The organism is Streptomyces amakusaensis (assembly GCF_039532665.1).
In the GTDB taxonomy this organism is placed as follows: Bacteria; Actinomycetota; Actinomycetes; order Streptomycetales; family Streptomycetaceae; genus Streptomyces; species Streptomyces amakusaensis.
The window spans coordinates 41,258-57,283 of record NZ_BAAASB010000033.1; the positions used below are offsets into that span (position 1 = coordinate 41,258).

Here is a 16,026-nt window from a genome sequence, read left to right on the forward strand (position 1 = left end):
CCGGATCCCTCCGGTCGTCCCGTCGGCCCATGAACCAGCGGCGGGCGCGAGCCCGCAGCGCAGAGGGACATCCACCATCGAGCCAGTGGGGACCGTTGGAATGCCTGATTCTCACCGTTCACCTCTCTCCGACACCCACCCGGACACTTTCCTCGACCTTCTGAGGGCACGGGTCGCGAGCGTGCCCGGGGTCGTGGCCGTGCGGTGCGAGTCGGACGCTCTGTCGTACGGGGAGCTGGACGCCCGGTCGAATCGCCTGGCGCGGGTGCTGGTCGCTGCGGGTGTGGGTCGGGAGCGGGTGGTGGGTCTGTGCCTGCCGCGCGGTGTGGAGATGGTGGTGGCGCTGCTGGCGGTGTGGAAGGCCGGTGGGGCGTATGTGCCGCTCGACCCGGAGCATCCCGCGGACCGTCTCGCGTACATGATCGCCGACAGCGGCGCGGTAGCGGTGCTGACCACGGCGGGTGTCGAAGTTCCGGACACCGGTACGTCCGTACTCCTGCTGGAAGAGATCGAGACGGACTCGGTCCCCGCCGCAGCGCTCGATGTGGGCGTGGGTCCGGCCCAGCTGGCGTATGTGATCTATACGTCGGGTTCGACGGGTCGTCCGAAGGGTGTGGCGGTCGCGCACGGTGGGGTGGCGAATCTGGCGCTGGCGATGCGTCCCGCGCTGGGTGTGGGCGAGGGGGTGGTGGCGCTTCAGTTCGCCTCCTTCAGCTTCGACGCCGCCGTGCTGGACGTCGCGGTGACGCTGGCTGCCGGTGGAACGCTCGCGATCGCGTCGAGCGAGGAGCGCCGTGAGCCCGAGGCGTTGGCGGAGATGATCCGCACCTCCGGTGTCGAGGTCGCGAGCGTCGTCCCCTCACTGCTGGGTGTGCTGGATCCGGTGGCGGTGCCCGGTGTGCGGAACTGGGTGGTGGGTTCCGAGCGGGTGAGTGCGGGGCTGGCGAGCCGCTGGGTCAAGGGTGCGCGGGTGTGGAATGCGTACGGTCCGACCGAGGTCACGGTGATCGCGACGACGGGCCGGATCGACGGGGGGACAGGCCCGGAGGATCCGCCTCCGTCCATCGGGCGTCCGCTGCGCCGTACACGGGTCTTCGTGCTGGACGGTTTTCTGCGGCCTGTTCCGGTGGGTGTGACGGGTGAGCTGTATGTCGCCGGTGACGGTCTGGCCCGGGGCTATGTGGGCCGTGCCGATCTGACGGCCGAGCGCTTTGTGGCCAGCCCCTTTGAGTTCGGCGGCCGGATGTACCGGACAGGGGACTTGGCGCAGTGGTCGGAAGACGGCCGGTTGTCGTTCGTGGGTCGTGCGGATGAGCAGGTGAAGATCCGTGGCTTCCGTGTCGAGCCGGGCGAGGTGGAGTCCGTTCTCGCGGCGCACGAGAGCGTGGGTCAGGTCGCGGTGGTGGTGCGTGAGGACCGGCCGGGTGACAGGCGTCTGGTGGCTTATGTGGTGCCGGGTGCGCGGGGTGTGGAGGTGGAGGCGCTCAGGCGGTATGCGGCGTCGAGGTTGCCGGAGTACATGGTTCCGGCGGCGGTCGTGGTGCTGGACGCCCTGCCGCTGACGGTGAACAGCAAGCTGGACCGGGCCGCGCTCCCGGCTCCGGGGCGTACGACCGGCGGGCGTGCCGCGCGTACGCCGGTGGAGGAGGCTCTCTGCGGGCTTTTCGCCGAGGTACTCGGCCTCGCACACGTCGGTGCCGACGATTCCTTCTTTGAACTCGGCGGCGACTCCATCCTCTCCATGATGGTGGTCTCGGGCGCGCGCCGAGCCGGCCTGGTGATCACCACCCAAGCCGTTTTCGAACACCGCACCGCAGCCGCACTCGCCACCGTGGCCACCCACCTCGCCGCCGAACCCCTCCCCGGTGAGACCGCCGAAGGAACCGGCCCGATCCCGCTCACTCCGGTGATGCGCGAACTCCTCAGCCGCTCCCACCCCGACGGCCTCTCCGAGGTCTATCAGTCGGTGCTGGTGGTGGCCCCCGTCGGCCTGGACCCGGAGATTTTGACGAGTGCGGTCGGTGTGCTTGTCGATCATCATGATGTGCTGCGGGCGCGGTTCAGTGTGGAGTCCGGGGGGCTGTTGGTGGTGCCGGAGCCGGGGTCGGTTCCGGTGGGTTCCTACGTCCGGCGGGTCGACGGGTCGGTGGCCGGTGGTCTCGGGCGGCTGGTGGAGGAGGAGTCGCGGGCGGCCGTGGCCCGGTTGGACCCGGCGGCCGGTGTGATGCTCCAGGTCGTCTGGTTCGACCTCGGTCCCACCACCCCCGGACGGCTGCTGATCGTCCTCAACCACCTCGTCGTGGACGGCGTCTCATGGCGGGTACTCCTCGCCGACCTCGCTCACGCCCACACCGAACTGACTGCCGGACGGACCCCCGCCCCGGCACCGGTCCCCACCTCGTTCCGGCACTGGATGAGCCGGCTGGCGGCCCAGACCCACAGCGCGGAGCGCCTCGCGGAGCTGCCCCGCTGGACGGAGATCCTCCAGGGCCCGGACCCCCTGCTGACGGCACGCCCCATGGACCCCGCCCGCGACCTGAGTGCCTCGGTCCGGCGGGTGTCGGTCCGGGTGCCCGTCGAGGTGACCTCCGCTCTGCTGACCACCGTGCCGGCCGTCTTCCACGCGGGCATCGACGATGTCCTCCTGACCGCGCTCGCGGCGGCGGTCGAGGAGTGGCGCGGCGACCGTCCGGCCACCGGCGGTGGATTCCTGGTCGATGTGGAGGGCCACGGCCGTGTTCCGCTCGACGCGGCGACGGATCTGTCCCGCACGGTCGGCTGGTTCACCCGCATCCACCCCGTACGGCTCGCTGTCGATACGGACAGCCACGCCGGGATACGCGAGGGCGGCCCGGCGGCCGGGCGGGCGCTGAAGCGGGTCAAGGAGCAGGTGCGAGCGGTGCCCGGCGACGGCCTCGGCCATGGCGTTCTGCGGCACCTCAACCCGGACACCGCCGCCGAACTCGCCGAGCTGCCCTCCGCGCAGATCGGCTTCAACTACCTCGGCCGATTCTCCGCCCACGACGAGGAGTGGCAGCTTGCCGGGGAAACCGCGCTCGGTGAGGGCGGCGACCACCGGGCACCCGTCATGCACCCCCTTGAAGCGGAGGGCGTCGTACACGACCGTGCGGACGGCCCCGAACTCCTTCTCAGCCTGGCATGGCCGGAGCGGTTGCTGGACGAGCCTGCGGCGCGCGCCCTGGCCGAGGGCTGGGCGGCGATGCTGGCCGGTCTGGTCGACCATGCCTCCCGGCCGGGTGCCGGGGGCCGTACGCCGTCCGACTTCCCGCTGGTCGCGCTCGACCAGCGGCAGATCGAGGAGTTGGAGACCTCGGTCCCCGCCCTGGCCGAGATTCTGCCGGTGACCCCGCTCCAGGAAGGGCTGCTGTTCCACGCGCTCTTCGACGAGCAGAGCACCGATGTGTACGTCGAACAGCTGGCCATCGGCCTGGACGGGCCACTCGACCTGCCCGCCCTGCGCGCCTCCTGGGAGGCGCTGATCGACCGGCACGCGAGCCTGCGGGCCGGCTTCCGATACCCCGCCGGAGCCGACCGGCCCGTGCAGGTGATCGAGGAACGAGCCGCACTGCCATGGCGCGAGGAAGACCTCTCGGACCTCCCCCCGGAGACCGCGCGCGCCGAATCGGAGCGCCTGGAGCACGCGGACCGGCACCGCCGGTTCGACCTGGCGGTCCCGCCCCTCGTACGCGTACTCCTGACCAGACTCGGAGCCGACCGCCACCGCATGGCGATCACCCTGCACCACGTAGTGCTCGACGGCTGGTCGCTGCCGATCCTGACGCGCGAGCTGTGGACCGCGTACGAGGCCGGGGGCAGCACGACCGGTCTGCCCGCCGTCACCCCGTACCGCGAGCACCTCGCGTGGCTCTCCCGCCAGGACAAGGACGCCGCGCGAACCGCCTGGCGGCAGGCGCTCGCCGGGCTGGACGAGCCCACGCTCGTCGCACCCCCGGAGCACGGCACCGAACCGGCCCCACAGGACGCGAACGCCGACGCGAACGCTGACACGGGCACTGACACGGGCACCGTCGTCATCGAGCCGAGCGAGGAGTTCGCCTCCGCCGTACGCGATGTGGCCCGTACGCACGGACTGACGCTGAACACGGTGGTGCAGGCGGCCTGGGCCCTGGTCGTCGGCCAGCTCGCGGGCCGCGCCGACGTGGTGTTCGGCGCGACCGTCGCGGGCCGTCCCGCCGAACTGCCCGGCATGGAATCGATGCTGGGCCTGTTCATCAACACCGTGCCGGTCCGCGTACGCCTCGACCCCGCGCAGACCGTCGCCGAGCTGCTCACCGACCTCCAGGCACAGCAGTCAGCGCTCCTGGACCATCAGCACCTGGGGCTCACCGAGATCCAGCGCCTCGCGGGCCCCGGCGCGGCCTTCGACACTCTCATGGCCTTCGAGAACTACCGCGCGGCCGAGAACACCCCTCCCGCGCCCCTGACGCTCACCGGGACCGAGGTCCGCGAGTCGACCACCTACCCCCTCGCCCTCGACGTCAGCCCGGTCGGCGAGTTCCGGCTCCGGCTCGACCACCAGCTGTCCGCCTTCGACACCGCCGCCGCCGGCGCCCTGCTCGACCGTCTGGTCCACGTCCTCTCCCAGTTCGCCGCCGACCCGACCGCCCGGCTCGGCCGGATCGCGGTGCTGGACGAGGCCGAGCGGTCGCGGGTGGTGTCGGAGTGGAACGCCACTGAGCTGCCTTCGGCCGAGGGCACCTTCCTGGACCTGTTCGCGGCACGGGTCGCGAGCGTGCCCGGGGTCGTGGCCGTGCGGTGCGAGTCGGACGCCTTGTCGTACGGGGAGCTGGACGCCCGGTCGAATCGCCTGGCCCGGTACTTGGTCGCTGCGGGTGTGGGTCGGGAGTGTGTGGTGGGTCTGTGCCTGCCGCGTGGTGTGGAGATGGTGGTGGCGCTGCTGGCGGTGTGGAAGGCCGGTGGGGCGTATGTGCCGCTGGACCCGGAGCATCCCGCGGACCGGCTCGCGTACATGATCGCCGACAGCGGCGCGGTGCTGGTGCTGGGCACCGCCGGGACGGAGATTCCCGGGATCGACGCGCCCGTTGTACGCCTGGACGAGATCGAGGCGGGTTCTGCCGAGCCGCTCGATGTGGGCGTGGGTACGGAGCAACTGGCCTACGTCATTTACACCTCGGGTTCGACGGGCCGTCCGAAGGGTGTGGCGGTCGCTCACGGTGGGGTGGCGAATCTGGCGCTGGCGATGCGTCCCGCGCTGGGTGTGGGCGAAGGGGTGGTGGCGCTTCAGTTCGCCTCCTTCAGCTTCGACGCCGCCGTGCTCGATGTCGCGGTCACGCTCGCCGCCGGTGGAACGCTCGCGATCGCGTCGAGCGAGGAGCGCCGTGAGCCCGAGGCGTTGGCGGAGATGATCCGCACCTCCGGTGTCGAGGTCGCGAGCGTCGTCCCCTCACTCCTCGGGGTCTTCGACCCGGCGGCGGTGCCCGGTGTGCGGAACTGGGTGGTGGGTTCCGAGCGGGTGAGTGCGGGGCTGGCGAGCCGCTGGGTGAAGGGCTCGCGGGTGTGGAATGCGTACGGTCCGACCGAGGTCACGGTGATCGCGACGACGGGCCGGATCGACGGGGGGACAGGCCCGGAGGATCCGCCTCCGTCCATCGGCCGTCCGCTGCGCCGTACACGGGTCTTCGTCCTGGACGGTTTTCTGCGGCCTGTTCCGGTGGGTGTGACGGGTGAGCTGTATGTCGCCGGTGACGGCCTGGCCCGGGGCTATGTGGGCCGTGCCGATCTGACGGCCGAACGCTTTGTGGCCAGCCCATTCGGTGGCCGGATGTACCGATCCGGTGATCTGGTCCGATGGAGCGCCGATGGTCAACTGGCGTTCGTGGGGCGTGCGGATGAGCAGGTGAAGATCCGTGGCTTCCGTGTCGAGCCGGGCGAGGTGGAGTCCGTTCTCGCGGCGCACGAGTCGGTGGGTCAGGTCGCGGTGGTGGTGCGTGAGGACCGGCCGGGTGACAGGCGTCTGGTGGCTTATGTGGTGCCGGGTGCGCGGGGTGTGGAGGTGGAGGCGCTCAGGCGGTATGCGGCGTCGAGGTTGCCGGAGTACATGGTTCCGGTGGCGGTCGTGGTGCTGGACGCCCTGCCGCTGACGGTGAACAGCAAGCTGGACCGGGCCGCGCTCCCGGCTCCGGGGCGTACGACCGGTGGGCGTGCCGCGCGTACGCCGGTGGAGGAGGCTCTCTGCGGGCTTTTCGCCGAGGTACTCGGCCTCGCACACGTCGGTGCCGACGATTCCTTCTTTGAACTCGGCGGCGACTCCATCCTCTCCATGCTGCTGGTGTCCGGTGCCCGCCGGGCGGGCCTCGCGATCTCGGCCCGCGAGGTGTTCGAACACCGGACCCCGGCGAACCTCGCGGCCGTGGCCGCCGCGGGCGACTTCGAACCGGGGACGAGCGGTGCCCCAGGAGTCGGTGAGGTGCCGCTGACCCCGGTCATGCGCGAGCTGATCGACCGAGTGGGCACGGACCATCTGGGCCAGGTTGTCCAGTCGGCGCTGGTGGTGGCCCCTGTCGGTCTGGACCCGGAGATTCTGGCGAGTGCGGTCGGTGTGCTTGTCGATCATCATGATGTGCTGCGGGCGCGGTTCAGTGTGGAGTCCGGGGGGCTGTTGGTGGTGCCGGAGCCGGAGCCGGGGTCGGTTCCGGTGGGCTCCTTCGTCCGGCGGGTCGACGGGTCGGTGGCCGGTGATCTCCGGCGGTTGGTGGAGGAGGAGTCGCGGGCGGCCGTGGCCCGGTTGGACCCGGCGGCCGGTGTGATGCTCCAGGTCGTCTGGTTCGACCTCGGTCCCACCACCCCCGGACGGCTGCTGATCGTCCTCAACCACCTCGTCGTGGACGCGGTGTCACTGCGCGTACTGCTGCCCGATCTGGCGGAGGCCTGCACCGCGTCGGCCGCCGGCCGCGCGCCCGCGCTCCAGTCCGTACCGACGTCCTTCCGGCACTGGGCCCGCGCGCTGGCGGACCAGAGCCACAGCGCGGAGCGCCTCGCGGAGCTGCCCCGCTGGACCGAACTCCTCAGGGGCGCGGACGCGCTGCTCACCGCTCGTCCGCTGGACCCCGCCCGTGACCTGAGTGCCTCGGTCCGGCGGGTGTCGGTCCGGGTGCCCGTCGAGGTGACCTCCGCTCTGCTGACCACCGTGCCCTCGGCCTTCCACGCCGGGGTCGAGCAGGTGCTGCTGACGGGGCTCGCGGCGGCGGTCGAGGAGTGGCGCGGCGACCGTCCGGCCACCGGCGGTGGATTCCTGGTCGATGTGGAGGGCCACGGCCGCGTTCCGCTCGACGCGGCGACGGATCTGTCCCGTACGGTCGGCTGGTTCACCGGTGTTCATCCCGTACGGCTCGCTGTCGATACGGACAGCCACGCCGGGATACGCGAGGGCGGCCCGGCGGCCGGGCGGGCGCTGAAGCGGGTCAAGGAGCAGGTGCGGGCGGTGCCCGGCGACGGCCTGGGGTACGGAGTGCTGCGCCGTCTCAACCCGGACACCGCCGCCGAACTCGCCGAGCTGCCCTCCGCGCAGATCGGCTTCAACTACCTCGGCCGATTCTCCGCGCCCCCCGAGGAGTCGGCGGCGACACCCTGGTCACCGGCCGCCGAAGGCGGACCGGTCGGCGGAGTGGGCGGCGCGTTCCCGGTCCCGCACGCGCTCGAAGCCGAGGGCGAGGTCCACGAGTCCGCCGAAGGGCCTCGGCTCACACTGACTCTCGTCTGGCCGGAGCGGCTGCTGGACGAGTCGGCCGCGCGCGCCCTGGCCGAGGGCTGGGCGGCGATGCTGGCCGGTCTGGCCGACCATGCCTCCCGGCCGGGCGCCGGGGGCCGTACGCCGTCCGACTTCCCGCTGGTCGCGCTCGACCAGCGGCAGATCGAGGAGCTGGAGACCTCGGTCCCCGCCCTGGCCGAGATTTTGCCGGTGACCCCGCTCCAGGAAGGCTTCCTCTTCCACGCGACCTTCGACGAGCGCGACACCGACGTCTATGTGGAGCAGTTCGACCTCGGTCTCGCGGGCCCCCTGGACGCGGCTGTCCTGCGCGCCGCCTGGGAGGCCGTCGTGGCGCGCCACACCAGCCTGCGGGCCGGCTTCCGGCAGCTGCCGGGGGTGGACCGGCCGGTCCAGGTGATCGCCCGAGAGGTGGTTCTGCCCTGGCGCGCGGAAGACCTCTCGGAGCTGGACGAGGCGCACGCGTCGGCCGAGGCCGAACGGCTCGGCGTCGAGGAGCGCTCCCGCCGGTTCGACCTCGCTCAGCCGCCGCTGCTGAGGATCCTTCTGGTCAAGGTGGGCCCCGACCGCCACCGGATGCTGATCACCCTGCACCACATCGTCCTCGACGGCTGGTCGCTGCCCATCCTGATGACCGACCTGTGGGCGGCCTACGAGGCCGGGGGCAGCACGGCGGCACTGCCCCCGGCGACCCCGTACCGCGGCTATCTCGAATGGCTCGCCCGCCAGGACCGGGAAGAGGCGCGGGAGGCATGGCGGCAGACGCTCATCGGCGCGGACGAGCCGACCCGGGTCGCACCGGCCGAGACGGCCGTCGACGCGTCGGCCCCCTTCGGCCGGGTGTCCACCAGGGCCGGAGCGGCACTGACGCACGCGCTCCGCGAACTGACCCGGACCCGTGGCGTCACCCTCAACACGGTGGTGCAGGCCGCCTGGGCACGAGTCGTCGGCCAGCTCGCGGGCCGCGCCGACGTCGTGTTCGGCGCGACCGTCGCGGGCCGTCCCGCCGAACTGCCCGGCATGGAATCGATGCTGGGGCTGTTCATCAACACCGTGCCGGTCCGCGTACGGCTCGACCCCGGCCAGAGCGTCGCCGGGCTGCTGACCGAACTCCAGGCCGAGCAGTCCGCGCTGCTCGACCACCAATATGTCGGGCTCACCGAGATCCAGCGGCTGGCCGGCCCCGGCGCGGTCTTCGACACGCTCATGGCCTTCGAGAACTACCCCGGAGACCCGGACGCGCAGCCTCCGACGGAAGGGCTGACGCTCACCGACTCCACGGCCAGGGAGTCGACCAACTTCCCCCTGATCATGATCGTGAACCCGGCCGAGGACGACCTGACGTTCCGGCTGGAACACCTGCTGAGCGCCTTCGGCGAGGATGCCGCGCGGGCCCTCGCGGAGCGGCTGCTCTCCGTGCTGGACCAGATGGCCGCCGACCCCGAAGCGCCGCTGAGCGGAATCGCGGTGCTGGACGAGGCCGAGCGGTCCCTCGTGGTCGACCACTGGAACGACACCGGCCGTACGGTGCCGGGCACCTCCCTGGTGGAGCTGTTCGAGGCGCGGGCCAACCGCTCGCCGGACGCGGTGGCGGCCGTCGGCGGAGGCCGGGAATGGTCGTACGCGGAGCTGAACCGGATCGCCGACCGGGTCGCCTGCGGTCTGATCGCCCGGGGTGTGCGCCGCGGCGACCTCGTCGGAGTGGTGCTGGAACGATCCCTGGACCTGGTGGCGGTGCTGCTCGGTGTCGCGAAGGCGGGCGCGGGATTCGTCCCGGTGGCCCCGTCCTGGCCCGCAGCCAGGACCGCCGTCGTCCTCGAACATGTCGCCCTGACCGTCATCGAGGCCGAGGCCGAGGCCGTGGTCGTGGTCGGGGCCGTGGTCGGGGCCGGTCCGGACGCCGGTGTTCGGACCGCGCGAACCGTCCCGGCGGCGGAGCTGCTCTCGGGCCCCGACGGATCCCCCGGGGTGACCGTCGGCGGCGACGACGTGGCGTACGTGATGTACACATCGGGTTCCACCGGTGTGCCGAAGGGAGCCGCGATCCCGCACTCGGCGGTGGCGGCCCTCGTCTCCGACTCCTGCTGGAGCGCGGCGGCCCGCGACCGGGTCCTGGTCCACTCGCCCCATACGTTCGACGCCTCGACCTACGAACTGTGGGTACCGCTGGTGAACGGCGGCCGTGTCGTGGTCGCCCCGCCCGGCCGGGTGGACGCCGCGACCCTCGCCGGGCTGATCAGCGAGCACCGGCTGACCGCCGTCTACATGTCCGCCGGGCTGTTCGGCGTCACGGCCGAGGAGTCCCCGGAAGCCCTGACCGGACTCTCCGAGGTGCTCATCGGCGGAGACGTGATCCCCGCCGGAGCGATCGCGAGAGCCCAGGAGTTCTCCCCCCACCTGGCGTTCGTCAATGTGTACGGGCCGACGGAGGCCACCGTCCTGGCCACCACGTACACCGTGGCACCCGGTGCCCCGGCCCCGGCGGTCGTGCCGATCGGCCGGCTCAGGGACAACACCCGCGTATACGTCCTCGACGAATTCCTCCTGCCGGTCCCGGTGGGCGTCAACGGCGAGCTGTACATCGCAGGCTCGGGGCTGGCCAGGGGATACGCGGGCCGGCCGGTACTCACCGCCGAGCGGTTCGTCGCCTGCCCGTTCGGTGGCCGGATGTACCGGACGGGCGACCTGGCGCGGTGGACGGACGACGGACAGCTGATGTTCGCGGGCCGCGCGGACGCCCAGGTGAAGATCCGCGGCTTCCGCGTCGAACCCGGCGAGACCGAGGCCGTCCTCGCCTCCCACGAGAGCGTCAGCCAGGCCGCGGTGACCGTCCGTGAGGACGGGCCGGGGGAGAAGCGCCTGGTCGGCTATGTCATCCCGGCCGGCCGCGCACACCCCGGCCTCAGCGCCGACCTGCGCGAATTCGCCGCCGAACACCTGCCCGAGTTCATGGTTCCGGCCGCGATCGTCGTCCTTGACACCCTGCCGATCACGGCGAACGGCAAGCTCGACCGCACCGCCCTCCCCGCCCCCGAATTCGCCGGGCGGACGGACGGCCGAGAACCGGCGACCCCGATGGAAGAGACGCTGTGCGGGCTCTTCGCCGAGGTGCTCGGCCTGGACCGGGTCGGCGCGGAGACCTCGTTCTTCGACCTCGGCGGCGACTCCCTCCTCGCGATGCGGCTGATCGCCCGGGTCCGTTCCGTCCTCGACACCGACATCAGCATCCGCGACCTGTTCACCGCCGCCACGGTCGCGGCACTCGCCGGCCTGATCGAAGGCACGGACGGCGACAGCGGCGCGACCGAACCCCTTGCCGCTCCGACGCCGAGGCCGCGCCCCGACACGCTGCCGCTGTCCTTCGCCCAGCAGCGGATGTGGTTCCTCAACCGGCTGGAGGAGACCGAATCCGGCGCTGACGCGACGTATAACCTGCCGCTGGCGCTGCGTCTGTCGGGTGAGCTGGATGTCGCGGCGCTGGAGGCGGCTCTCGGTGATGTGGCCGACCGGCACGAGAGCCTGCGGACCGTCTTCCCCGAGACCGACGGCGTACCCCGCCAGCAGATCATCCAGGGCGCGGCGGGCCGCCCCCGGCTGGAGACCGAGGAGACCACCGGGGCCGGACTCGCCGAGACCCTCACGGCGCACTCGGGCCGCGGCTTCGACCTCAGTATCGATCTTCCGTGGCGTGTGCGGTTGTTGGTGGTTGGTCCTTCGGAGTATGTCCTGTTGATTGTGGCGCATCACATCGCGGTGGACGGCTGGTCGATGGGTGCGCTGGCCCGTGATCTCGGGGTCGCTTATGCCGCGCGGTGCGGTGGCCGGGTCCCGGGGTGGGAGCCACTGCCGGTGCAGTACGCGGACTACGCGCTCTGGCAGCGCGAAGTCCTCGGCGATCTGGGCGACGAGGACAGCCTGATCAGCGCACAGCTGCGCTTCTGGCGTGAAGCACTGGAAGGCGCGCCGGAAGAGCTGACACTGCCGACCGACCGACCGCGCCCCCCGGCGTCCTCCTTCCGAGGCCGCACAGTGCCCGTACGCGTCGACGCTCGCACCCACACCGGCCTCGCGGACATCGCCGGACACGGACAGGCGACCATGTTCATGGTCGTCCAAGCCGCGCTGGCCGTGCTGCTCTCCCGGATGGGCGCGGGCACCGACATTCCGCTGGGAACCGCGACCGCCGGGCGCGCCCACGCCGACCTCGACGATCTCGCCGGACTCTTCGTCAACACGGTCGTCCTCCGGTCGGACCTCAGCGGCGACCCCACCTTCACCGAACTCCTCGGCCGGGTCCGGGAAGCCGATCTCTCCGCCTACGCCCACCAGGACGTGCCCTTCGAGCGCCTGGTGGAGGCGCTCAACCCCGCCCGGTCGCTCGCCCGCAACCCCCTCTTCCAGGTGATGCTCGCCCTGGAGACCAGCACCTGGGCCGACTGGGGCCTGCCTGGCCTCGCCGTCGACCGGATCGAGTTCGCGGCGGACGCCGCGCGGTTCGACCTCTCTGTTGACCTCGTTGAGGAGCGGGATGCGGAGGGTGGTCCTGCGGGTATCGGTGGCGGGATTCTGTATGCGACGGATCTGTTCGACGCGGCGACGGTTGAGGGTTTGGCGCGGCGTTTGGGTCGGGTGCTGGAGCAGGTGGCGGCTGATCCGGATGTGCGGCTGAGTGAGATCACCGTGTTGGACGAGGTCGAGCGGTCGTGGGTGGTGTCGGAGTGGAACGACACGGCTCTGCCGGTCGAGGCGGACACGTTCCTGGACCTGTTCGCCGGCCGGGTCGAGCAAGGTCCCGAAACTCTGGCGGTCCGGTGCGGCGGTGATGTTCTCTCGTACGGGGAGTTGGACGGGCAGGCGAACCGGCTGGCCCGGTACTTGGTCGCTGCGGGTGTGGGTCGGGAGCGGGTGGTGGGTCTGTGCCTGCCGCGCGGGATCGACATGGTGGTGGCCCTGCTGGCGGTGTGGAAGGCGGGCGGGGCGTACGTACCGCTGGACCCGGAGTACCCGTCAGACCGGCTCGCGTACATGGTCGCCGACAGCGGCGCGGTGCTCGTCCTGGGCAGTGGTGACTCGCTGGCGGGTGTGCCGGTCGATGCCGCTGTACGGACTGTGCTGCTGGACGAGATCGAGACGGAGCTTGTCGCCGAGTCCGCCGAGCCGCTCGGTGTGAGGGTGGGTCCGGACCAGCTGGCGTATGTGATCTATACGTCGGGTTCGACGGGCCGTCCGAAGGGTGTGGCGGTCGCTCACGGTGGGGTGGCGAATCTGGCGCTGGCGATGCGTCCCGCGCTGGGCGTGGATGTGGGGGTGGTGGCGCTTCAGTTCGCGTCGTTCAGCTTCGACGCGGCTGTGCTGGATGTCGCGGTCACTCTCGCCGCTGGTGGAACGTTGGCGATCGCTTCGGGTGAGGAGCGTCGGGAGCCGGAGGCGCTCGCCGGCATGATCCGTGCCTCGGGTGTCGAGGTCGCGAGCGTCGTCCCCTCACTGCTGGGTGTGCTGGATCCGGCGGCGGTGCCCGGTGTACGTAACTGGGTCCTCGGAGCCGAGCGGTTGAACGCTGATCTGGCGAGTCGGTGGCTCGCTGGTTCGCGGGTGTGGAACACGTACGGTCCGACGGAGGCGACCGTCATCACCACCGCCGTTCCTCTCGACGCGGGGATGACCCCGGACGATCAGCCTCCGGCGATCGGGAGCCCGATCGGCAATGCCCGGGTGTTCGTCCTGGACGGTTTCCTCCAGCCGGTCCCGGTCGGTGTGACGGGTGAGCTGTACGTCTCGGGTGACGGTCTGGCCCGTGGTTACGCGGGTCGTGCGGATCTGACGGCGGAGCGTTTCGTGGCGAGCCCCTTCGGCGGGCGGATGTATCGCTCGGGTGACCTGGCCCGCTGGAGTGCGGACGGTCAGTTGTGGTTCGCGGGGCGTGCGGATGAGCAGGTGAAGATCCGTGGCTTCCGTGTCGAGCCCGGTGAGGTCGAGTCCGTACTCGCCGCGCACGAGAGTGTCGGTCAGGTCGCGGTGATCGTCCGGGAGGACCGGCCCGGTGACAAGCGTCTGGTTGCCTACGCCGTACCCACGACCGCCGACAGTTTTGACGCCGAGGCGCTCAAGCGGTTCGCGGGGGACCGGCTTCCCGAGTACATGGTCCCGGCGAGCGTCCTCGTCCTGGACGCCCTCCCGCTGACCGTGAATGGCAAGCTCGACAAGGCCGCGCTCCCGGTCCCCGATGCGGGGGAAAGTGGTGGGCGTGCTCCGGTGACTCCGGTGGAGGAGACGCTGTGCGCGTTGTTCGCCGAGGTGCTGGGGCTTGAGCGGGTCAGTGCCGATGGTTCGTTCTTCGAGCTGGGCGGCGACTCGATCATGTCGATGCTGCTGGTGTCGAGCGCTCGTAAGGCGGGGCTGGTCATCACCGCCCGCCAGGTCTTCGAACGGAAGACGCCGGCGAGCCTGGCCGCGGTCGCCGTCGAGGATCGCCTCGGGCGGGTCGAGAGCGGCGGTGATGTCGGGGTGGGGGTCGTGCCGCTGACGCCGGTCATGCGCGAACTCCTTGAGCGAGTCGAACCGGGCAAGGCTGTTCAGTCGACTTTGACGGTGACCCCGGTGGGCCTGGACTTCGCGGTGCTGACGGATGCGGTTCAGGCCTTGGCGGACCGCCACGACATGCTCCGCGCCCAGCTGGTGCGTGACGACGTGCCTGCTCTTCTCGTACCGGACACGGCCATGGTCGGCCCCTGGGTGAGACGGGTCGATGCGACCTCCGGCGATCTGCGGCGGCTCGTCGCGGACGAGACGCGGTCGGCCGTCGGCCGAATCGACCCGCGCGCCGGTGTGATGGTGCAGGTGGTGTGGTTCGACCTGGGGACGGAGGTTCCTGGGCGGCTGTTGATTGTTGTGGATCATATGGTGGTGGACGGGGTCTCCTGGCGGGTTCTGCTGCCGGATCTCGTTCAGGCGTACGGTGAGCTGGCGGCGGGTCGTACGGCCGGTCTGGAGCCGGTGCCGACGTCGTTCCGGCACTGGGCGCGTGAGCTTGTGGCGCAGGCCGGCAGCGAAGAGCGGCTGGCGGAGACGGCCCAGTGGATCGACCTCCTCCAGGGCTCCGAGCCGCCGTTCACCACTGTCGAGCAGCCGATCGACCGGCCGGCCGACACGGTGACCCCCGTCATGAGAACCGTCTCCGCGAAGCTCCCCGCAGAGGCGACGGCCCTTCTCCTCACCCGGGTGCCGACCGCGTTCCACGCGGGAGTCGAACAGGTGCTGCTGACCGGTCTCGCGTCGGCGCTCGCCGAATGGCGGCACACGAGCAGTACGGCACGCGGACTCCTGGTGGATGTCGAGGGGCACGGCCGAACCTCCCTCACCGGGAACGACGATCTGTCGCGGACGGTGGGCTGGTTCACGAGCAGTCATCCGGTTCGGCTGGATGTCGGGTCGGTGGATCTGTCGGAGGTGCGGGAAGGCGGCCTGGCGGCCGGGCGGGTGCTGAAGCGGGTCAAGGAGCAGGTGCGGGCGGTCCCGGGTGATGGTCTGGGGTACGGCGTACTGCGCTACTTGAACCCGGATACGGCTTCCGCGTTCGCCGCGCTGCCCTCGGCCCAGATCGGCTTCAACTACCTCGGACGGTTCGCCGGGTCGGTGGAAGCAGGCCGACCCTCTCGGGGCGGCTGGCCCTTGGCCGATGAGGCCTCAGTGAGTGAGGACATCCCGCTCGCACACGACTTGGAGGCCGTCGGAATCGTCCACGACCTCTCCGAGGGTCCTGAGTTGACGTTGACGTTGTTGTGGCCGGAGGCGTTGTTCGAGGAGTCTTCGGTTCGGGCGTTGGTGGACGGCTGGGCGGCGATGCTGGGTGGTCTGGTCACTGCCAGTGCGGAGGGTGGCGGTCACACTCCGTCGGACTTCCCCCTGGTGGTCCTCGATCAGACACGGATCGAAGAGCTGGAGACCTCGGTACCGGCCCTGACCGACATCCTGCCGGTGTCTCCGTTGCAGGAGGGTTTGCTGTTCCACGCGCTCTTTGATGAGCAGGGCACGGATGTGTATGTGGAGCAGCTGGATCTGGGGCTTGAGGGTCCGCTGGATCCGGTGGTGCTGCGGGCGTCGTGGCAGGCGTTGCTGGATCGGCATGCGAGTTTGCGGGCGGGTTTCCGGCAGTTGTCGGGGGTGGATCAGCCGGTGCAGGTGGTGGCCCGTGAGGTGGTTCTGCCGTGGCGTGAGGAGGACATCTCCGGTCTCGCGGTGGGTGAGCGGGAGGCGGAGGC

The 16,026-nt window shown here is 71.0% G+C and carries 1 protein-coding gene; it reads left to right on the forward strand.

What is annotated here, in order from left to right; genetic code table 11:
* Positions 1-100: 100 nt before the first annotated feature.
* On the forward strand, positions 101-16,026 hold a 15,926-nt coding region (locus ABD371_RS34200), incomplete at its 3' end, for an amino acid adenylation domain-containing protein (RefSeq protein ID WP_344486104.1).